This window comes from Nonomuraea sp. NPDC001684 (assembly GCF_053596515.1).
The window spans coordinates 1-20264 of sequence record NZ_JBSFGJ010000142.1 but is presented as its reverse complement, the minus strand read 5'-3'; the positions used below and the strand labels follow the sequence as shown (position 1 = coordinate 20264).

General features: G+C 71.9%; 17 protein-coding genes. 11 read left to right on the top strand and 6 right to left on the bottom strand.

Going from position 1 to position 20264, the window contains the following annotated elements:
• From ACWCSD_RS24380 to ACWCSD_RS24370, 3 genes are all read right to left on the bottom strand, one after another.
• Positions 1-1338 (bottom strand): hypothetical protein (locus tag ACWCSD_RS24380; protein WP_449918108.1); only part of this gene is annotated, 1338 nt, incomplete at its 3' end.
• A gap of 105 nt (positions 1339-1443) precedes the next feature.
• Positions 1444-3195 carry an acetyl/propionyl/methylcrotonyl-CoA carboxylase subunit alpha gene (locus ACWCSD_RS24375; protein WP_397165312.1) on the bottom strand — a complete coding sequence of 584 codons (1752 nt, stop codon included), beginning with the start codon at positions 3193-3195 and terminating at the stop codon, positions 1444-1446.
• Positions 3196-3231: 36 nt separating this feature from the next.
• Positions 3232-3951, bottom strand: coding sequence for an SDR family NAD(P)-dependent oxidoreductase (locus tag ACWCSD_RS24370; protein WP_397165313.1), 720 nt, complete (start codon positions 3949-3951; stop codon positions 3232-3234).
• Between the two features lie 124 nt (positions 3952-4075).
• Here ACWCSD_RS24370 and ACWCSD_RS24365 point away from each other — a divergent pair, with 124 nt between their 5' ends.
• The 3 genes from ACWCSD_RS24365 (at position 4076) to ACWCSD_RS24355 (ending at position 8059) form a co-directional block, all read left to right on the top strand.
• Positions 4076-4348: a WXG100 family type VII secretion target gene (locus ACWCSD_RS24365; RefSeq protein WP_397165315.1), complete on the top strand. Its 273-nt coding sequence runs from the start codon at positions 4076-4078 to the stop codon at positions 4346-4348.
• Between the two features lie 90 nt (positions 4349-4438).
• The gene (locus tag ACWCSD_RS24360) at positions 4439-5587 is read left to right on the top strand and encodes a S8 family serine peptidase (RefSeq protein WP_397165317.1); all 1149 of its coding nucleotides are present in this window, start codon (positions 4439-4441) and stop codon (positions 5585-5587) included.
• Positions 5588-5677: 90 nt separating this feature from the next.
• Positions 5678-8059, top strand: a complete 2382-nt coding sequence (locus ACWCSD_RS24355; protein WP_449918103.1) for a protein kinase domain-containing protein — start codon at positions 5678-5680, stop codon at positions 8057-8059.
• Positions 8060-8200: 141 nt separating this feature from the next.
• Here ACWCSD_RS24355 and ACWCSD_RS24350 read toward each other — a convergent pair whose 3' ends face one another.
• From ACWCSD_RS24350 to eccCa, 3 genes are read right to left on the bottom strand one after another with little or no spacing between them, the layout of a single operon-like run.
• Positions 8201-9271 carry a transglycosylase SLT domain-containing protein gene (locus ACWCSD_RS24350; protein WP_397165321.1) on the bottom strand — a complete coding sequence of 357 codons (1071 nt, stop codon included), beginning with the start codon at positions 9269-9271 and terminating at the stop codon, positions 8201-8203.
• Positions 9268-9552 (bottom strand): hypothetical protein, encoded by a 285-nt coding sequence (locus tag ACWCSD_RS24345; protein WP_358282484.1) that lies wholly within the window; start codon positions 9550-9552, stop codon positions 9268-9270. The genes ACWCSD_RS24350 and ACWCSD_RS24345 overlap by 4 nt, the downstream gene beginning before the upstream one ends.
• On the bottom strand, positions 9552-13544 hold the full coding sequence (gene eccCa / locus ACWCSD_RS24340) for a type VII secretion protein EccCa (protein WP_397165323.1): 3993 nt from the start codon (positions 13542-13544) through the stop codon (positions 9552-9554). The genes ACWCSD_RS24345 and eccCa overlap by 1 nt, the downstream gene beginning before the upstream one ends.
• Positions 13545-13727: 183 nt before the next feature.
• On the opposite strand from eccCa, the gene eccD reads away from it, so the two are divergent.
• The 8 genes from eccD (at position 13728) to ACWCSD_RS24300 (ending at position 20034) form a co-directional block, all read left to right on the top strand.
• On the top strand, positions 13728-15083 hold the full coding sequence (gene eccD, locus ACWCSD_RS24335) for a type VII secretion integral membrane protein EccD (protein ID WP_387668995.1): 1356 nt from the start codon (positions 13728-13730) through the stop codon (positions 15081-15083).
• A gap of 83 nt (positions 15084-15166) precedes the next feature.
• Entirely contained in the window at positions 15167-15610 is a 444-nt protein-coding gene (locus ACWCSD_RS24330) for a YbaB/EbfC family nucleoid-associated protein (protein WP_449918099.1), read from the top strand.
• 126 nt (positions 15611-15736) lie between these two features.
• Positions 15737-16063 carry a WXG100 family type VII secretion target gene (locus ACWCSD_RS24325; RefSeq protein ID WP_358282492.1) on the top strand — a complete coding sequence of 109 codons (327 nt, stop codon included), beginning with the start codon at positions 15737-15739 and terminating at the stop codon, positions 16061-16063.
• A 13-nt stretch (positions 16064-16076) separates the two neighbouring features.
• Positions 16077-16391 (top strand): WXG100 family type VII secretion target, encoded by a 315-nt coding sequence (locus tag ACWCSD_RS24320; protein WP_357994585.1) that lies wholly within the window; start codon positions 16077-16079, stop codon positions 16389-16391.
• Positions 16392-16443: 52 nt separating this feature from the next.
• Positions 16444-16848: a hypothetical protein gene (locus ACWCSD_RS24315; protein WP_352361899.1), complete on the top strand. Its 405-nt coding sequence runs from the start codon at positions 16444-16446 to the stop codon at positions 16846-16848.
• Between the two features lie 6 nt (positions 16849-16854).
• The gene (locus ACWCSD_RS24310; protein ID WP_449918096.1) at positions 16855-18288 is read left to right on the top strand and encodes a hypothetical protein; all 1434 of its coding nucleotides are present in this window, start codon (positions 16855-16857) and stop codon (positions 18286-18288) included.
• 10 nt (positions 18289-18298) lie between these two features.
• Positions 18299-18757 (top strand): hypothetical protein, encoded by a 459-nt coding sequence (locus ACWCSD_RS24305; protein WP_449918094.1) that lies wholly within the window; start codon positions 18299-18301, stop codon positions 18755-18757.
• Between the two features lie 5 nt (positions 18758-18762).
• Positions 18763-20034, top strand: a complete 1272-nt coding sequence (locus ACWCSD_RS24300) for a hypothetical protein (RefSeq protein ID WP_449918091.1) — start codon at positions 18763-18765, stop codon at positions 20032-20034.
• Positions 20035-20264 lie beyond the last annotated feature (230 nt).

Genomic DNA, 20264 nt, shown 5'->3' with positions numbered 1-20264 from the left:
GCCGAAGTCGCCGCCGCCACCGAAGTCGCCGCCACCGAAGTCGCCGCCGCCGAGGTCGCCGCCGCCGCCGTCCTGGTAGCCCTCGGCGTAGCCGGCGCCGTAGCCGCCGCCGCCCCAGCCGCCGTGGAACATGCTGCCCATCATCGTGCCGATGAACATGCCGGTCATGATGTCGCCGAAGCCGCCGTAGTAGCCGTAGGCGTACGGCTGGTAGGCCGGGCCCGCGTCGTAGTAGGGGCGACGGTGACCGTCGACCATGACCTCGCGCATCTGCGGGTCGAAGCCGCGCTCGACGGCCTCGGCGTCCATCGCGCAGGCCGGCACGTCGCGCACCGCGCCGCCGGGCGGGGCCCAGCGCACGTCACGGGCCGACGGGCCGTGCTGCGGGTTGAAGAAGCAGGGGGCGCGCCGCTCGGGGATCGGCTGGTTGTTGACCTTGGCCTTCACCACGGCCAGCGCGTAACGGCCGTCCTCAAGGGTCTGGGTGACCTCGCGGACCTGGTCGGGCCGCTGGACCGCGTTGAGCTGGACCTTGGCCTTCTCGTAGGAGTCGAGCGCCTGCTGCCACTCGGTGATGTGCCCGCCGCCCTGGCCGGCGAGGGTGACGTCGGTGTCGAGCTCGGTGATCTCCTCACCCAGCTTGGTGACGTCCTCCTCCACGGTCTGCTTGACCGCGGCGAGGTCCTTGGCCTCCTGGATGGCGCGCTTCTTCTTCTTGTTCTTGGAGTAGAGGAAGTAGCCGCCACCGCCGACCACCAGCAGGCCGAGCAGGGCCACCAGCGCGAACTGGCCGCCGGCGCCGGGGTTGGCCTGGCTGCTGGGGCTGAGGGCGCCGCTGCGGTCGTTCTTGCCCGCCGCGTCGACCCGGTTCGCGAAGTCCTTCACGCCCGCGACGATGTCGCCCGAGTTGGCGTCCACCGAGAGCTTGACCAGCTGGCCGGCGAGGTTGTTCCGCAGGGCGTTGGACCCGGCGAACATCGTCTCGCCGTCGAACACCACCACCGTCACCCGGGGGCGACCGGCCTCGACCAGCGCCTTGCCCAGCGACGACAGGTACGGCCCGACGGTGGAGTTGTCAAAGGTGCCGTCGGGCAGCGCGACAGCGTAGATCTTGCTGTCGGCGTCCTTCAGCGCGTCGTTGATGTCACTCTGCTGGCTGGAGCTCAAGGGGGAGCCCGACACCACGTAGAGCGGGGCCTTCTTCCAGTTTTGCACCACAGTCTGTGCGTCAGGTGGCGCCGCCGCCGCGTTGGCGGCAGGGGACAGCGTGAGAACGACGAACAGCCCGGCGATCAGAGCCGCGATCGCGGCCCCTGCTCGGCGCAGCGAATGGGTCATTGGCAGCAAGCCTCCTTCGCCCATGAGGACGAACGGGCGGTCGGCAAAGTTCCTCACTGGGCACGTTACCTGCCTGCGACGGCGCGCAGGCACAGGGGAGCGGGCTCAGGCGTCCTTGATCTCGCAGATCGTGGCGCCCGACGTGACGGTCTGGCCGACGGCGGCCGACAGGCCCGTGACGGTGCCCGACTTGTGGGCCGTCAGCGGCTGCTCCATCTTCATGGCCTCCAGCACCACGACCGTGTCGCCCTCGCTCACCACGTCGCCGTCGTTCGCGACGACCTTGACGATCGTGCCCTGCATCGGGCTGACCAGCGCGTCGCCGCCGGCCGTCGCGTGCTTTCGCGCGCCGCCGGCGCGGCGCGGCGCCTTGGCCGCGGCGGGCGCGGGCCCGGCCATGCCGAGCCCGGCCGGGAGCACCACCTCAAGGCGCTTGCCGCCGACCTCGACCGTCACCGTCTCGCGCACCGCCGGGGCGGCCGGAGCCGCGGCCACTTCGCCCGCATACGGTTCGACCGGGTTGTCCCACTCGGTCTCGATCCACCGCGTGTGCACGGCGAACGGCTCCGACGTGAACGCCGGGTCCGTCACGACCGCCCGGTGGAAGGGCAGCACGGTCGGCATGCCGTCGATCTCGAACTCGGCCAGCGCCCGCCGGGCCCGGTCGAGGGCCTCGTGACGGGTGCGCCCGGTCACGATCAGCTTGGCCACCAGCGAGTCGAACGTCTGCGGCACCGTCATCCCGGCCTCGTAGCCCGAGTCGAGGCGGACGCCGGGCCCGGCCGGGACGCGCATGGCGGTCAGCGTGCCGGGGGCGGGCAGGAAGTTGCGGCCGGCGTCCTCGGCGTTGATCCGGAACTCGATCGAGTGGCCGCGCAGGGCCGGGTCGTCGTAGCCCAGGAGCTCGCCGTCGGCGATCCGGAACATCTCGCGCACCAGGTCGACGCCCGCGACCTCCTCGCTCACCGGGTGCTCGACCTGCAGGCGGGTGTTGACCTCCAGGAAGGAGATCGTGCCGTCCTGGCCGACGAGGAACTCGCAGGTGCCGGCGCCGACGTAGCCGGCCTCCTTCAGGATGGCCTTGGAGCTGGTGTAGAGGATGTCGATCTGCTCCGGCGACAGGAACGGCGCGGGCGCCTCCTCCACCAGCTTCTGGTGGCGGCGCTGGAGCGAGCAGTCGCGGGTGCTGACCACGACCACGTTGCCCGCGTGGTCGGCCAGGCACTGGGTCTCGACGTGCCGGGGACGGTCGAGGTAACGCTCGACGAAGCACTCGCCCCTGCCGAAGGCGGCCACGGCCTCGCGCACGGCGGACTCGTACAGCTCGGCGACCTCCTCCAGCCTGCGCGCGACCTTGATGCCGCGGCCGCCGCCGCCGTACGCGGCCTTGATCGCGATCGGCAGCCCGTGCTTCTCGGCGAAGGCCACGACCTCCTCGGCGCCGGAGACCGGGTCCTTGGTGCCGGCCACCAGCGGCGCGCCGACCTTCTGCGCGATGTGCCTGGCCTGCACCTTGTCGCCCAGCGCGGCGATGGCGGCCGGGGGCGGCCCGATCCAGGTGAGGCCGGCCTCGATGACGGCCTCGGCGAACGAGGCGTTCTCGGCCAGGAAGCCGTAGCCGGGATGGACGGCGTCGGCGCCGGAGCGCGCGGCGACGTCGAGCAGCTTGGCGATGTCGAGGTAGGTCTCGGCGGGGGACTGCCCGCCCAGCGCGTACGCCTCGTCGGCCACCCTGACGTGCAGGGCGTCGATGTCTTGGTCGGCGTAGACGGCCACGCTGCCGATCCCCGCGTCCGTGCACGCGCGGGCCACCCGTACGGCGATCTCGCCGCGATTGGCGATCAGAACCTTCCGCACCGACCTTCGTCCCTTCCTCGTGGTCCTCGTGAGTGCTCAGCGGCCGAGGTACGCGCCGCCGTTCAGATGCAGCACCTGCCCCGTCATGTGCCCGGCTCCCGCGGATGCCAGGAAGAGAACGGTATCGGCCACGTCGGAGGGGGTGCCAGGGCGGCCGTTACGCGTGTTCCGCACGCGGGCCGTGATGCCCTCCTCGGTGAGCCTGCCGCGGAAGAACTCGGTCTCCATCACCAGGCCGGGAGCCACGACGTTGGCGGTGATGCCCCGGGGGCCCAGCTCGGCGGCCAGGTCGGCGGTCCAGGACTCGACGGCGGCCTTGGCGGCGCCGTACGAGCCGGACCCGGTGCCGCGCGCGGCGATCGAGCCGATGGAGACGATCCGGCCGCCCTCGCCCATGCGCGGCGCGAGCGCGGTCGTGACCAGCACGGCGGACAGCAGGTTGGCGTTGAGGTTGGCCTGCCACGCCTCGGCGACGTCCGCCAGGTCGCCGGACTGCTCGCGTTCCAGGTTCGTGTTGCCCCCGGCGTTGTTGACCAGGACGTCCACGTGGGCGGGCAGGCTGTCGAGTGCGCCCTGGACGGCGGCCGGGCTCGCGGCGTCGAACGGCACGTACGCCGCCCCCAGTCGCGCGGCGGCCTCCTTCAGCACGTGCTCGCGCCGGCCGGTGATCGTGACGCGGTCGCCGAGGGCGGCGAACGCCTCGGCGATCGCGTAACCGATGCCGGTGCCGCCACCCGTCACCACGACCTCGCGCATGAGTGGATCACTCCTTTAGATCCGAATAATCCTCTGGACGACCATAGCCGCTCGGCATAACGGGGGCGACGGGCGGTGGCCCGCTTTATGGTGAGGGCGCTTTCATCAGTTCCAGGAGGTATGCATGAGCCCGAATATGCTCGGCGGCGACCCCACAGAGATGCAGCAGATGGCCAGCCAGTTCAGCCAGCAGTCCGAGGGGGTTCGCACCATCATGGCCGCCCTGGACCGCGAGGCGGCCAAGGTCGGCACTGCGTGGACAGGTACGGGAGCCCAGCGTTTCAGTCAGGCCTGGCAGAACTACCGCACGGCCTTCCAGCGCATGACCGAGGAGTTGCAGGAGGCTTCCCGGGTCATCGGCACGTACCAGCGGAACATCGAGTCCGCCACGCAGTGAGCACGGACAGGGGCCCTGGTCCGCCGCCGGGGCTTCTTCCGTCGTGAGGGGAGCTTTCCTCCCGGATCGGGCAGGCTACGCTCTTTCTCCATGATTGGTCGCGCCTTGGCGGCGAGCGTGCTCGCCCTGCAGTTCGCGGCGGCGCCGGCGCAGGCCGCGCCCGTGCGGTGCACGCCCAAGAAGGCCACCATGGCGATCGCCGAGACCTGGGCGCAGCGGCGGGTCAACGCGGAGAAGGTGTGGCCGCTGACCACGGGCCGGGGCGTCACGGTCGCCGTCATCGACAGCGGCGTGGACGAGACCCACCCCCAGATCCGGCTGGGCGGCAAGGCCGACCTCACCAACACCGGCTTTCGCGACTGCGTCGGCCACGGCACGGCGGTCGCCGGGCTCATCGCCGGCCAGCCGCGCAAGGACATCCCCTTCCACGGCGTCGCCCCCGGCGTGAGCCTGCTGTCGATCAAGTACGTCACCGGCGACAGGGGCGACGTGGGCCTGCTGGCCAAGGCCATCAAGACGGCCGTGGACGAGCACGCCGACGTGATCAACGTCTCCGTCGAGGCCTCCAACACCCCCGACCTGAAGGCGGCCGTCGACTACGCGCTGGAGCGGGACGTGGTGATCGTCGCCGCCGCCGGCAACCTGTCCAACGACGACGGCACCTCGACCCCTTCCTACCCCGCCGCGTACGACGGGGTGCTGTCGGTGGGCTCGGCGACCCCGGACGGCGGGCGCTCGACGTTCTCCAACCCCAACGCGGTCGCCGTGCTCGGCCCGGGAGAAGGCGTCAGCTCGACCTGGCCGCTCAAGGGGTACCAGTCCGCCCTGAAGGGCACCAGTTACGCCGCCCCGTACGTGACGGGCGTGGTCGCGCTCGTCCGCGCGCGGCATCCCGGGCTGACGCAGCTCCAGGTGCGCAGGCGCATCACGCTGACCGCCGACGGCGCGTCCGGGACGGGCACCGGCGCCGGGATGGTGAACCCGCTGCTCGCGGTGACCGCGGTGCTGCCGTCGGAGCAGGTGGCCGTGGCGCCGCCGGTGCCGCCGCCGCTGCCCGCGACCGTCGTGCGCAAGGCCGTGCCGCCGGACCAGCGGTCGATGGAGGTCGCGACGGTGGTCGCGGCGGGCGGGTTCTCGCTGGTCGGGGTGGCCTTGGCGGCCTGGGTGTTCGTGCCCATGGGACGCAGACGGCGCTGGCGGCCCGGCTCGCCGCCGGATATCGGGAGAATTGACGGTTAACTGTAAGAGTGGCCGCCCGAAACTGCTGATGCTTATGGGGCTTATTTGGTTAAATGTCTCTGATCATGACGGACTCCTGAAAGGACGGTCATGGTGGAGAAGGACTCCCCCCAGGCAGCAGTACCGGAGCGGATCGGCGATCACGAGATCGTGAGCCTGTTGGGACAGGGCCCGCGTGGCGCCGTTCATCTGGGCAAGGAGTCCGAGGACGCCGATCCGGTCGCCATCAAGACGCTGACCGTGGACCCCGCGGCCGACCCGGACTTCGTGACCCGGCTCAAGGACGTCAGCCGGGTGTCCAGCTCGTATGTGGCCCGCACGCTCGACGCCGGCGTCCAGGACGGCCTGCTCTACGTCGTACGTGAGCACGTCGAGGGACGTTCGCTGGCCGAGACCGTCGCCGCCGACGGCCCGCTGACCGGCGACGCGCTCGAACGCGTGGCGGTCGGCATGCTCACCGCGCTGACCGCGGTGCACCTGGCCGGATTCGCGCACCGAGGGCTCACCCCCGACAACGTGATCCTCACCGGCGAGGGGCTGCGCGTCACCGACATCGAGATCGGCGACCCGGCCGGCGAGGTCGGCTACCGCGCCCCCGAGCAGCTCAACGGCCTGCAGTACGGGCCCTACGCCGACGTCTTCGCCTGGGCGGCGACCGTGGTGTTCGCCGCCACCGGCTCCGCGCCGTTCGGCCAGGACGCGCACGCCGTGCTCACGGACGAGCCCAAGGTGGACGGGCTGCCCGATCCGCTGCGCCAGACGGTCCTCGCGGCGCTGTCCAAGGACGTGTCCGGGCGGCCCACGACGTACACGGCGCTGCTGCGCCTGCTGGGGGACGACAAGGCCCCCATGCCGGCGGCGCCGATCGAGGGCGTGCCGGTGCAGATGCCGCCGTCGCCGATGGCGCCGTCCGACCCGGCGGAGCTCGTCACCCTGATCGACGGCCAGCCCCCCGTGCCGGGCCAGCCTCCGGTCCCGGGCCAGCCCCCGGTGCTGCCCCTCGCCATCGAGGGCGCCCCGATCCCGAACGGCCCGATGCAGCCGGGCCCGATGGCGAACGGCCCGATCCCGAACGGCCCGATGCTGAACGGCCCGGTCCCGAACGGCCCGATCCCCAACGGCCCGATGGCGCACGACCCGATGCAGCCCGGCCCGTTCGTGCCCGGTGTGCCGCCGCAGGGCCCGATGGGGCATGAGCCCATGCAGCCCGGCCCCATCCAGCCAGGCCCGATGCAGCCCGGTCCGATGCAGCACCTTCCCGTGAACGACGAGCCGGTGCAGGGCGTCCCGGTGCAGTACCCGCCGGTGCCCGTGCAGGCCGCCTGGGGGCCGCCGTCCGGACCGCAGAACCCGCCCGTGGAGCCGGCGCAGCCCGCGATGGCCGGTGCGGGCAGCACCGGACCGGCGCGCAAGCCGTTCCCCATCGGCCTGGTCGCCGGTGTGGTCGCGGTCATGCTGCTGTCGGCGATCGGCCTGTGGGGCGCGAGCCGCTACTCCTCCAGTGTCACCTTCGAGCCCGCCGCCGCGGCGGGCTCGGCGTCGCCCAGCTCGGGCGCGGCGGCGGCGGCCCAGAAGGCGGTCACCACCGTGCCCACGCAGCCCCAGCCCGAGGTCACCGCCCCCTGGGCGACCACGCCGTCCCCCGACGACGACGGCGTGGGCCCGCTGGTGCTGCCGGACGACGACACCTCCGCCGACACCCCGCAGGTGCCGGTGCTGACCACGGTGCCGACGCCGACGGCGACCCAGCAGCTGACGGTCCCGACGATCCAGCCGACCGTGCCGGAGCGGAAGACCACCAAGGAGCCGGAGCCGACAACCACGGTCACCAGGACGGTCACGCCGACCCCCTCCGCGACGCAGACGCAGCAGCCGACCGAGACACCCACCCAGAAGCCGACCGGGAAGCCCACGGAGAAGCCGACCGAGGAGCCGACGCAGAAGCCGACGGAGAAGCCCACGGAGAAGCCGACCGGGGAGCCGACGCAGAAGCCCACGGAGAAGCCGACCGAGAAGCCGACCGAGAAGCCCATCCAGGCTGCGCCGACCCAGACGCCCACGAAGGCGCCGGAGCCCAACCCCCAGAGGCCCACCCAGGCGCCGGAGCCTGCCAAGACCACCGCACCGCCGGCGACCAGGCCGACGCCGAACCCCTACACGCCGACGCAGGTGTGCGGATCCGGCTTCGTGGTCCAGCGGTCGACCCCGTTCGCCGGCGGCACGACGTACCAGCTCTACAGCAGCAGCACGGGTCAGAACTGCGTGGTCACCCTCAAGTCCGGCCCCGACGTCGGCAAGGCGTCCCCGGTCAGCGCGACCTTGGAGGTGCAGGGCGGCCCGAGCAGCACCGACAGCGGCAACTACGAGTACTACGCCGGCCCGGTCAAGCTCCCCGCCAAGGGCAAGTGCGTGCGTTACGCGGGCAGCGCGGGCTCCGGCAACACCAGTGCGGACTGGGGGAACTGCGGCTAGGCCCGACACGGAGCCGAGGTCGGAAGGATCTCCCACGCCATGCCCGGTGGGCCATCGGGCATGGCGTGACCTGCCGGACGCCTCATGGATCCGAGGCCGCCGGCGGCCGGGAGATCCCGAACTTCGTACAGGCGCCAGGTCTCAGTATCCGCGGTAGCCGGACCCGGTCTTCATGCCGACGACCCCCGGCACCGCGGACACACTGCCGTAGCGCTCGATCGAGTAGCGCACGCCCGCGATGATGTTGTCCACCGGGTTGTAGATGTCCCGGTGGCCGTCCAGGGCGTGGGCGTTGAAGGTCGGGTCGATCGTCTGCATGAGCCCCTTGGAGGGGTGCCCGGCGGCGGCGTTGGAGTCCCACAGGTTGATCGCGTGCGGATTCCCGCCGGACTCGTGCTGGATGATCATCCAGATGTCGTCGACGTTCATCTTCCCGACCGGGTAGCCGTGCTCCTTGAGGATGGCGACGGCCTCCTCGATCCACTGCTTCACCTTGCCCGTGGGCGCCGGTCCGCCGCCCGCGGGAGGGGGCGGGCCGCTGGAGCCGTAGCCGCCGATGATGGGGCTGCCGCCGGTGCCCGAATAGGGCGAGGTGTAGCTCTGGGTACGCCGCCAGTCGAACCGGTGCCCGGCGTCCGGCACGAACTCCTGGTCGCCGGCCGCCTTGATCTTGGCGAAGGTCGTCGTGCGCTCGCCCAGCGCCGTGCCGATGGCGTTCTTGGCGTCGGTGACGGCGTCCTTGGCGTCCTTGACCGGTTTCCTGGCGTTCTCGGTCTCCTCGCGGACCAGGCGGCCGATCTCGGCGTCCAGGTCCTCCTGCTTGGCGTCGGGGTTGGCCGTCCGGTGGTTCTGGACGCGGGTGAGCAGGCGGTCGCAGATGCCGTCCACCTGGCGCTGGGAGCTCTCCAGCACGCCGGCGGCGGCGTCGAGCGCGTCGGCGCAGGAGTTGAGCGCGTCGTGCAGGCCCTGCCCGGCCCTGCCGTAATCCCCCATGTAGCGGACGAACGCGTCCGCCGAGTCGCCCTCCCAGGCCAGGTCCACGGTGGTGACGGCGCTGCCGAGCTGGCCGGAGTCGGTGAGCACCTTGCCCGCGGCCGTACGCCAGCGCTTGGCGATGCCGCGGATCGCGCCCGGGTCGCCGCTCACCTGCCCGGCCAGCGCGGCCAGCGTGGGGCCGCCGGGCAGGGCGTTGATCGCCTCCGGTGCGCTCATGCCGGGGAGTTCGCCTTCCGCACGTTGCTCTCCACCAGGTCCAAGGCCCGTTCGACGCTCTGGACGAGGCTCTTGGCCTTGCCGAACTCGCGGTCGGCGACGCTCTCCACCTGGTCCACGGCGGTCGCGAGGGCCGCGGAGTCGGCCAGCTTGCCGAAGATCGAGGAGTCGGCGGCGCCGGCGGGGAAGCTCTCCGCCAGGTCGCCGAACTTGCCCGCCACGGTCTTTGCCGCGATGCGGCAGTCGTCCAGGGCCTCGAAGTGAATGTCCAGTCCTGCCATCACTCCTCCTCCTCCGCCGGCGGCCAGAACGCCGTCTGCGCCAGCCGCGAGCCGAACCTTCTGTCCACCACGAAACCGCGTCCCGGAGGCTGCGGCTGGGCGCGTACGTTGCCGAACAGGAAGCCCTCGTCCCTGCTGCCGGACAGGATCACCGCGGGGCTGGCCATGTCCTTGATGCGCTGGATCACCGGGTCGAACATGGCCCGGCCCAGGCCGCCCATGGCCCGCGACATGATCAGGTGCAGTCCGATGTCACGGGCCTGCGGCAGCAGCTCGACCAGCGGCAGCAGCGGGTTGTTGGACGTGGCCACCAGGTCGTAGTCGTCGACCACGATGTACAGGTCGGAGCCCTTCCACCAGTCGCGGGCGCGCAGCTGCTCGGGCGTGAGGTTGGCCGGCGGCAGGCGCTTGAGCAGGGCGTTGCGGGCGTCGTTGACCAGTTCGAGCGCGGCGGCGCTGGAGGCGGCGTAGCCGATGCGGTTCTCGCTGACCGCCGTGTCCAGCAGCGACCGGCGGTAGTCGATCACGATCATCATGGCCTCGCGCGGCGTGTGCCGGGCGACGACGTTCTCGGCGATCACCTTGAGCATGTTGGACTTGCCGCTCTCGGTGTCGCCGACCACGACGAAGTGCGGGTCGGCGTCGAAGTCGATCAGCACGGGCGCGAGCGCGGCCTCGTCCACGCCGATCGCGATCCGCGACTTGCCGGTCTCCTCCACGCCCGGCAGCGACGCGGCGGGCAGCACCGACGGCAGCAGCCTGACCTGCTTGGCGGGCGGGCCCTGCCAGGAGTCCCCGATCGCCTGCACCAGGCCCTGGAGGCCGGCGGCCAGGTCGTCGGAGTCCTGCACGCCGTCGATCCTGGGCAGCGCGCCGAGGAAGTGCAGGCCGTCCTTGGTCAGGCCGCGTCCGGGCACGCCCTCCGGCACGGCCAGCGACTTCTTCCTGTTGATCTCGGACTCGTACGCGTCGCCGAGCTTGAGCTCCACCCGCGTGCCGAACAGGTCCCGGATGCCGGGCCGGAACTCCGACCACTTGCCGGTGGCCGCCACCACGTGGATGCCGTAGCCGAGGCCGCGCGCCGCCAGGTCGGTGATGACCGGCTCCAGGGCCTCGAAGTCCTGCCGGATCGTCAGCCAGCCGTCCACGACGAGGAAGATGTCGCCCCAGCCGTCGCCCTGGAGGGAGCCGTCGGCGACCCGCCTGCGGTAGGTGTTCATGGAGTCGACGCCGTTCTCGGTGAACTCCCGCTCCCGGTCGCGCAGGATCGAGGCGATCTCGGCCACCGTGCGGCGCACCCGGTCGGCGTCCAGCCTGGAGGCCACGCCGCCGACGTGCGGCAGCCCCTCCAGCGAGGCCAGCGCGCCGCCGCCGAAGTCCAGGCAGTAGAACTGCACCTCGCGGGGGGTGTGCGTGAGCGCCATGCTGGTGATCAGCGTGCGCAGCACCGTGCTCTTGCCGCTCTGCGGGCCGCCGGCCACGCCCACGTGCCCGGCCGCGCCGGACAGATCCAGCCAGTACGGGTCCCGCCGCTGCTCGAACGGCCGGTCGATGATCCCCACCACGGCCTGCAACCGGCCGCGGCCGGTCCACCCGGCCGTGGACAGCCCCAGCTCGGGCGTGACCGACAGCGGGGGCAGCAGGTGCGCCAGCGTGGGCGGCTCGGCCAGCGGCGGCAGCCAGATGCGGTGCGCGGGCGGCCCCTGGCCCACCAGGCGGCCGACAACGATGTCCAGGAGGCTCTGCTGCGCCTTGTTGCTCTCCTCCTGCGCCGCGGGGTCCTCGGGCGGCTCCTCGACCATCGGGACGGGCACGAAGTCCGGGCCGTACTCGACGATCTCCCGGACCGTCACCGAGCCGTCGGTGGTGGCGACGTGCCGCGGGTCGACCTGGTGGGGACCGGACACGTACGCGGCCTTGAACCGGGTCATGCCGGACGTGTCGAACTTCAGGTACCCGTTGCCCGGCGCGGACGGCAGCTCGTAGGCGTCGGCCACCCCCAGCACGACCCGGCTCTCCATGGCCGAGAACGTGCGCAGACCGATCCGGTACGAAAGGTGCGTGTCGAGCCCGCGCAGCCGTCCCTCCTCCAGCCGCTGCGAGGCCAGCAGCAGGTGCACGCCGAGCGAGCGCCCGAGCCGGCCGATCATCACGAACAGGTCGATGAACTCGGGCTTGGCCGTCAGCAGCTCGCTGAACTCGTCCAGGATGACGAACAGCGTGGGCAGCGGACGCAGGTTGGCGCCCTGCTCGCGGGCCCTCTCGTAGTCGCGCAGGGAGGCGTAGTTGCCGGCCGCGCGCAGCAGCTCCTGGCGGCGCACCATCTCGCCGTGCAGGGCGTCGTGCATGCGGTCCACGAGCGGCAGCTCGTCCTCCAGGTTCGTGATGACCGCGGAGACGTGCGAGAGGCCGTCCAGGCCGAGGAAGGTCGCGCCGCCCTTGAAGTCCACGAGCACGAAGTTGAGGATCTCCGAGGAGTGCGTGACCGCCAGGCCGAGCACCAGCGTGCGCAGCAGCTCGCTCTTGCCCGAGCCGGTCGCGCCGATGACCAGGCCGTGCGGGCCCATGCCGCCCTGGGCGGACTCCTTGATGTCCAGCTCGACCAGCCGGCCGTCGGCGCCGAGGCCGATCGGCACCCGCAGCCGGTTCCGTCCCGCGCGGGGCCGCCAGGTCACCGACGGCTCCAGGCGGGTCGGGTCGCCGACGCCGAGCAGCTCGGTCAGCGTCGTGTTCACCGCCAGCACGTCCTGGGCGTCGCCGCCCTTGGCCGAGGAGGCGCGCAGCGGCGCGAGCTGGCGGGCCAGCCCCTCGGCGCGCAGGTAGTCCAGCGCGTCGGGGTCGCCGAGCCGGTTGGTGTTCTCGCGGCCCGCGTGGTCCAGCTTGACCATGTGGAAGCCGGCGGCGTCGATGCGCAGCCGCAGCGTGCTGCGCTCCTCGACGGTCCCGGCCGAGTTCGACAGGTCGATCACGGTGACGCCGTCGATGGCGTCCGCGCCGAGCTGGGAGTCCTGCGGCACGTGCCCGCCGTCCAGGATGAGCACGTGGTACGGCAGCGCGTCCGGCGAGGCGCCCGGCTTGAAGCGGGCCCGCTCCTTCAGCTCCGCGCCCACCAGGCGGTCGAGCTGGGCCAGGTTCTCGGCCATGAGCCTGACCTGGCCGGCGCCGTCGGTCTCCTCCGGGTGCAGCGCGTGCGGCAGCCACTTGACCCAGTCCCAGTGGCTCATCCACTCCTTGCTCGCGCACACCATGATCCGCATGTCGTCGGGGGAGTGGAAGACGGCCATCTGCGCGATCATGGCCCGGACCAGGTCGCGGACCAGGGCGGGGTCGCCGTCCAGCTTGATGCGGGAGAAGGAGTGCAGCGCGACGGCGACCGGGAGGCGTTCGACGGTCGAGTGGGTGCGGATGAAGCGGCGCAGCGCGCCGGCCGACAGGGCGTCCAGGTCCTCGACCGGCTTGGAGTCCGGGGGGATGAGCTGGACGGCCAGCTTCTGGATGCCGGTGCCGAGGCGTACCGTGCTGAAGTCCTCGTCGCGGGGGCGGCGCTCCCACAGGCGCGGGCCCATCGCGGTCCACCACAGGGTGTCGGGGGCCGGGCCGCTCCACTCCAGGGCCTCGCGCTGCTGGATGGCCGCCTTGCGGACCTTCTTGCGGATCTGCGCCAGGTAGCGGAAGTAGTCGCGGCGGGCGCCGTTGAGCCGGGCCTTGCGCTCGCCGGCCTGGCGGCCCATCTGGCCGACCGTCATGCCGACCATCGAGAACGCGAACAGGCCGCTGGCGACGTACATGATGGGGTTGGCGTTGGTGCCCCCGGCGGTGAACATCAGGCCCATCGCCGCCGCGCCCGCCACCATCGGCAGGTACGTCAGCACCGCCATCATGCCTTGCGACTGGACCTCTGGGATCTCCGGTGGGGACTCCAGCAGGATCTCACCGCGCGGCGGCTTCGGGCTGGGGCGGCGCTCCGGGCGCCGTACTACGACGATGCTCACCCTTGTGACAGGCCCTTCTGGTGCTCGGAAGAACCTTCTTACCAGATGTGCCTAACGTCCGAGTTGAGGTCTGAGTTAACTCTGTCTCGCTATGTTGTGTTTGTGACATCGCTGGCCGAAATCCCCCCTCCACAGCAGGGCGCGTTGCACCAGGTGCCCGCTCCGCTCCCGCCGCTGTGCCACGTGACGGTGGTAGGGCCGCGCAGGAAGGCCGACCTGGCACTGCCCGCCGACATCCCGCTGCCGCACGTCCTGCCGGGGCTGCTCAGAGCCATGGGCGAGCTGGGCGGCGACATCGCCACCGCGCCCGGCTGGACGCTTCAGCGGCTCGGCGGCCCGCCCTTCGACCTGGGACAGAGCCTCGGCGCGCTGGGCGTGCTGGACGGCGAGATCCTCTACCTGCGCCCGCGCGCGGTGTCGCTGCCGCCGACCAGGTTCGACGACGTCGCCGACGTGGTCGCCACCGGCGTGCGCGAGGGCAAGGGCAAGTGGTCACCCGACCTGACCCGCGGGCTCGGCGGCGGGGCGGCCTGCGGGCTGCTCGTCGCCGGCGCCGTGGCGCTGGCCTTCGGCGGCCTGACCCCCATGGTGACCGCGATCGTGGCCGGGGCGCTCGCGCTGCTGATCGTCGGCGTGGGGATGGCCATCTCGCGCGCGGTCGGCGACTCCGGCTCCGGCGCGCTGATCGGGTACGCCGCCCTCCCGTACGCGTTCCTGGCCGGGCTGCTGGCCCCGGCGGCGGGCGGCGGGCTGATGACCGTCGGCTCGCCGCAACTGCTCGGGGCCCTGGCCTGCACCGCGCTGGTGGCCACGCTCGGCGGCACCGCGATCGCGGACGGCGTGCCGGGCTTCCTCGGCACGGCCATCGCCTCGATGACCGGCGCGGTCTGCGCGGCCGTCGTCATGGTGACGGGGGCGTCGCCCGCGGGCGTGGCGGCCGTGGGCGCGGCCGTCGTGATGGCGCTCAGCCCGCTGGTGCCCGTGTTGTCGTTCCGGCTGGCCCGCGTGCCGCTGCCGGTGATGCCCACCAACGCCGAGGAGCTGCGCGGCGACAACCAGCGGCTCGACAGCGCCTCGGTGCTGGAGCGCACCGGCGCGGCGCGGCGGTACGCCACCGGCATGGTCGTGGGCGTCGCGCTGGTCGGGGCCGGGGCGCACGCGCTGTTCGTCGCGGACGGCCGGTGGATCTCGGTGGCGATGTCCGTGGTGCTGGCGTTCACGCAGATCATGCGGGCCCGGGTGTTCCAGGGCGTCGGGCAGCGGCTCTGGCTGCTGCTGGTCGGGCTGGCCGCGCTCGGCGCGGTGGCCGTGTCCGTCGGGGTCGGCGTGGGCGGCGTGGCCTCGGTGGCCGTGGTGCTGGGGCTGCTGTGGGCGGCCATGGTGGTCGTCGGCATGGGCGTGTGGCTGCCCGGCGGCAGGCCGTCGCCGTTCTGGGGGAGGGCCGCCGACATCCTCGAATGGGCGCTGATCGTCGCGCTGGTGCCGCTGGCGCTCGGGGTGCTGGAGGTCTACGCCTGGGTACGCGGCCTGGCCGGTTAGCCGGCTCGTTCCCGAAGTGAACATCACGAAGCCCTGATTGTGGTTAACTCGCACCGATGTGCCCTATGGGAGGGATGGTGTCGGTGACGGATTTCGGGGACTTCGGCAACATCGACATGGACCGGCTCCTGAACAGCATGGACGAGCAGCTGAGCAAGTCCGAGGAGCTGCAGAAGGCCATGTCCGCCCTGGTGGGCAGGGGAGAGGACGAAGGGCACCTGGTCGTCGTCGAGTACGCCCAGGAGGGCCTGCGCACCCTGGACATCCACCCGAAGGCGATGCGGCTGAGCGCGGCCGAGCTGTCGGAGCGGATCAAGGAGGCCATCGCGGCGGCGACCGCCGACCTGCAACGCCAGGCCGACGAGCTGCTGACCGAGATCTTCGGCGTGCACGGCAACCCGATGCGCATGCTGGAGAACCCCGACCGGGCGCTGCGCGAGGTCCGCAAGGCCGAGGCCAGCTACGAGCGGGCGTTTGACGACGTAATGGGAGAACTCGACAGAATCCGCCGCGAACTGGACCTGTGATTGACCAGGGCGTTTGCTGACATGTCGAGAAGTTGTTACATCTTGGCCATTGGGTCTGCTGTTACTCATGGGCAGTTTGGTGCTTATATGGTTTAGCGACCGAAATGATCGTTACGGAGGTGACGAGTGTCCGAATTCTTTGGGGCAAGCCCGAGCCAGATCAAGGTGGCCTCTGGCCACGTGGTGGACACCGCCCAGTACATCGAGGGTCTGAGGACGGCGGTGGAGACGACCGCCAACGGTCTTCTCGCGACCGGCTGGCTCGGCCCGGCGGCGGCCCGGTTCAAGAACGCCATGACCAACTGGGACAACTCCATGCGGAACGTACGGACCGACCTGGAGGGGATCGCCGACAAGATGGGCGTCAACGCGGTCGTCTACTCCGCGGCCGACCAGGACGTCCAGGCCGGTATGGGCCGCGTCGAGTCCCTGATCAACGTCGACATCAAGTAGGAGGGGGACCGCGGTGTCCGCTGAGCTCGACTTCACCAAAGTCAACTTTGGGCACATGGAGCTCGCCCAGGGCGACTTCATCAAGATCCTCGGCTCCTTCGAGAAGGCCACCGACGACCTGATGGCCCGGCTGAAGAACGACCTGGCCGGCCATTGGGAGGGCCCGGACGGCGCCGAGACGTTCTTCCGGCAGCACGAGCAGAAGTGGCAGGCCGCGGCCGCCCAGATGCGCGGGCAGCTGGACGAGCTGCAGAAGGCCGTCCAGATCGCGAACGAGAACTACCGCGCGGCCGAGAACCGCAACAAGTCCATCTGGTACGACGGCTGACGTCTTCTGCTCGGCCACCCGCGCGGTGGCCGAGCCTGGTGATGGGAGGATCATGGCCGGGCTCGAACCCGAACCGTGGCCGGGGCTCGACGACACCGACGCCGAGCTCTACTACAACGTGGGCAAGATGCGGGCCATCGCCGACGACCTGGAGATCGCCCTGGCGCTCACGCAGGGCGCCGGCGGCAACAGGGACGGCGTCACCGGCTCGGTCGAGACCCTCACGAGGTACTTCGCGCTGGGCGAGGAGCACATCGGGCGGTGGCCGGCGGCCAGCGCCCTCGCGCACAGCGTGGGCAGCACCGGCGCGGACCCCGGCGGCCAGGTGTCGATGGAGGGCCGCGGAGCGCTGCTGACCGCCCTGTACCAGGACTACGTCGAGTGCTGCCAGAAGCTGGTCAAGGCCATCAGGGACAGCGCCGACAGTTACGCCAAGACGAACCCGGGCCGAGAGTGAGCAGCGTTGGCTGAGCGCAAGGTCGACATCCGTGACAATTCCCGGCGGCCGAAGAGCGAGCCGGTCACCGCGTCGCGGGAGCAGATCGAGGGATGGCTCAAGGCCACCTCCGCCATGGAGGTGCACGACCGGGGCCTGTCCTACAAGCAGGTGGCCAAGGTCGTCCGCGGGGTGGCCGACGCGCTGCCGCAGATCGGCAAGGATCTGTCCGGCGCCTGGCGGTCGGACACCTCCGCCCAGGCGCAGCGGGCGCTCCAGCTGCTCCACGCCTCCGGGCGCGAGATCGCCGAGGCCATGGACAAGATGTCCGAGGCGCTGATCCTCTACGGGCGCGACTACCTGCCCAAGGCGATCGAGGAGGTCGAGGCCGCCAAGAACCAGAAGACGGCGGTCCCGGCGCCCTCGCCCGGCGCGGCGCCGAAGCCGCCGTCCGCGACGCCGTCGCCGTCGTACACGCCGCCGGTGCTCGGGCCCGTGACCTCGCACAACGTGCCGGAGCCCAAGCCGGGCCTCACCAAGTCGCCCACGGAGATGCAGGCCGACGTGGCCCGGCGGGCGCTGGAGAAGCTCAACAACCACATCGTCGACCTGTACGACTTCCGGATCCCGGAGAGCGTCGTCGTCGAGCTGCCCGAGGTGAAGCCCGCCGAGGCGCCGGCTCCCGAACGGGACATGCCGCTCACCGACCCCTCGCCGTACGGGAAGGGCTCGTACTGGACCGGCGGCGGCCATGACAGCGGCGGCACGGGCGGCTCGACCGGCTCCGGCACGCACGGCGGCTCCGGCGGATCGGGCGGATCAGGCGGTTCGGGCGGTTCCGGCGGTTCGGGCGGCACCGGCGGCCACGACGGCGGCACCGGCACCGACCCCCGCCCCGGGGACCAGACCCCCGGCGGCGACAACCCGGGCACCGACAACCCGGGCACCGACCGGCCGGACACCCCCGGGACGGACACCCCAGGCGCCGACCAGCCGGGCGGCCAGGGCGCCGGATCAGGGACCGGCGGCTCGGCCACCACCGGCGACGGCACCACGCCTCCCGTGCTCGACAACAACACCACCGGTGACCGCGCCACCCAGTCGCAGGACGTGGACGTCCGCGACCCGCGCGCCACCGAGACCGCCGGTTACCACCCGACCACCACCCCCGGGTACCCCGGCACCCCGAACCAGCCGTTCGTGACCCAGCCCGCCTACCCCTCGCCGTCCGCGGGGACGCCCGCGGTGATCGGCGGCCCCGGGTCGTACGTCCAGGGGAGCGCGCCCGCGGCGGCGGCCAGGACGGGCGCGACGGGCGGCGCCGGCATGCCGTTCATGCCGTTCGGCGGCAGCGGCGGGCCGGCCCCCGAGGAGGGACAGGTCGAGACCTCGACCCTCCTGAAGGAGGACAACGACGTGTGGAGCCACCACGAGGGCTCCATCTCACCGGTGATCGGCTAAGGAGGCGGCCATGGCACTCGAACTGGACCCCAACTGGCCCGGTCTCGACGGGGACAAGGACAACTACACCAACCGCACGGAGATCAAACGCATCGCCGGCGAGCTGAGCGAGCTGCTCAAGAAGCTGAAGACACCCACGCTCCCGCCGGTGACGCAGTTCCTGACCGCGCCGGGGCAGAAGGCCCCCGGGCCGAAGCTGCCCGAGGGCGCCGGCTCGCTGCCCGATCTCCAGCGCTACTGTGCGCTCAGCCAGGACCAGATGGGCGAGTGGCCCGCCGCCATGCACTTCGGGCTGGCGGTCAACTCGGCCTACTCCCAGCTGATCGGCGAGCCGGGTTCCACCAGCGGCCTTTACGCCGCCATGGTCGGGCAGGGCGACAGCACGGTGGAGGCGCTGCTCGACATCTCCAAGACGTCCGACGGCGCCGAGCAGGCGACCGAGGAAGCCGCCGCGCGGCGGGAGGCCTGACACCCATGGCCGAGCCCAAGAAGCAGACGTACAAGCTCGTCTACAACACCGGCCCGGTCGACACCTCCACCCCGGACGTGTCGTTCATGGGCAGCCTGTTCAGCGACACGCTCGACAAGGTCAAGAACTGGATCGACGCCACCGACCCTGAGTCGATCAAGCTCGCCGGCCTCTACTACACGCGGGCCGAGACGCTGCTGAACGGCTTCGCCGGTGAACTGAAGGCCAAGGCGGCCGAGCTGGCCAAGAACTACACGGGCCCGGCCGCCGTCGAGACGCAGAAGCAGCTCCAGACCCTGCACGCCAGCGTGCGCGAGCTGGCCAGGAAACTCGGCGAGATGGGCCGCCCGGTCCATGCGTACGGCGAGACGCTGAACTGGGCGCAGGCCAACGTGGTCGAGTCGATGGACCACGACTCGCGCACGGACCGCGACGTCGACTGGGCCGGGCGGGTGCCGTTCTACCGGTTCTACCGGGGCGACAAACGGGCCGTCGAGCACCTGAAGAAGGTCAACGAGCGCATCGTCGAGCACTACAAGCAGCTGCCCGTCGAGGTCCAGACCGCGCTGCCGGACCCGAGCGTCCCGGAGCTGCCGGACTTCAACAACGGCGGCGGAAGCGTGCCGGGCGCGCCGGACCTGAGCGGCAAGGGCGGGGCGGGCAACATCCCCGTCTCCTCGATCGGGCCGGACGCCGTGCCGGGCGGTCCCGGGTACATCGACGGCAAGGTGCCGGGTGACGGGGGAACGGGCGCCTACCCGGCGGTCCACTATCCCGACGGCTCGGGCACGAACGGCTCCGGCGTGAACGTCGGCGGCGTCCAGGGCTACGACGCCGGGGACAACCCGTACGGCGGGGCCGACTCCTCGGCCCTGAACGGCGCCTCGCTGGGCTCCACGCCGCCGGTTTCGACCGCCGGCCTGCCGTCGGGCACCGGCGACGACACCGCGAACCTGGCCGGGTACGACCCGTCCATGTCGGGGATGCCCAACAGCGCCTTTCCCACGACGACGGGCGGCTCACCCTACGGCGGCGCGGGATCGGGAGCCGGAGGCGGCTTCGGAGCGGCGGGCGTGGGCGGGGGCGGGGCGGCGGGCGCCGCCATGTACGGCGCCGGCGGCGGCTCCGGGTTCGTCGCTCCGGGCATGATGGGCGGAATGCCCGCTCGTGGCGGCGAGAGCGGCGAGAAGCACGACAGCGAGAACTCGACCTGGCTCGCCGAGGACGACGACGTGTGGGGCGGCCCGGAGGGCACCACGCCGAGCACGCTCACCTGAGGCCGCGCTGCGCGCTCGCCCGGCGCCAGGAGCCGCCGCACCACGCCTGCGGGCCGATCCTCGCGACCGGCCCGCCCCTGGCGCGCGGCCCACTGCCCGCCCGCAAGCCGCTCCCTGTGCGGGGAGCGGCGGTGGGGGGGGGGGGCCGGGGGGGCCCCCCCCGGCAGGGCGCGCGGGGGGGGGCGCCCCCGGGCGAGAAAGGGGGGGGGTGACCCGGGGGGCCCCGCGCC

What these genes read in the sequence shown, in the direction of transcription:
- ACWCSD_RS24370 (WP_397165313.1), bottom strand. Translation starts at nt 3,951, where the DNA reads ATGCGCGAGGTCGTGGTGACGGGTGGCGGCACCGGCATCGGTTACGCG.
- ACWCSD_RS24365 (WP_397165315.1), top strand. Translation starts at nt 4,076, where the DNA reads ATGAGCCCGAATATGCTCGGCGGCGACCCCACAGAGATGCAGCAGATG.
- ACWCSD_RS24360 (WP_397165317.1), top strand. Translation starts at nt 4,439, where the DNA reads ATGATTGGTCGCGCCTTGGCGGCGAGCGTGCTCGCCCTGCAGTTCGCG.
- ACWCSD_RS24355 (WP_449918103.1), top strand. Translation starts at nt 5,678, where the DNA reads ATGGTGGAGAAGGACTCCCCCCAGGCAGCAGTACCGGAGCGGATCGGC.
- ACWCSD_RS24350 (WP_397165321.1), bottom strand. Translation starts at nt 9,271, where the DNA reads ATGAGCGCACCGGAGGCGATCAACGCCCTGCCCGGCGGCCCCACGCTG.
- ACWCSD_RS24345 (WP_358282484.1), bottom strand. Translation starts at nt 9,552, where the DNA reads ATGGCAGGACTGGACATTCACTTCGAGGCCCTGGACGACTGCCGCATC.
- ACWCSD_RS24315 (WP_352361899.1), top strand. Translation starts at nt 16,444, where the DNA reads ATGGCCGGGCTCGAACCCGAACCGTGGCCGGGGCTCGACGACACCGAC.
- ACWCSD_RS24305 (WP_449918094.1), top strand. Translation starts at nt 18,299, where the DNA reads ATGGCACTCGAACTGGACCCCAACTGGCCCGGTCTCGACGGGGACAAG.
- ACWCSD_RS24300 (WP_449918091.1), top strand. Translation starts at nt 18,763, where the DNA reads ATGGCCGAGCCCAAGAAGCAGACGTACAAGCTCGTCTACAACACCGGC.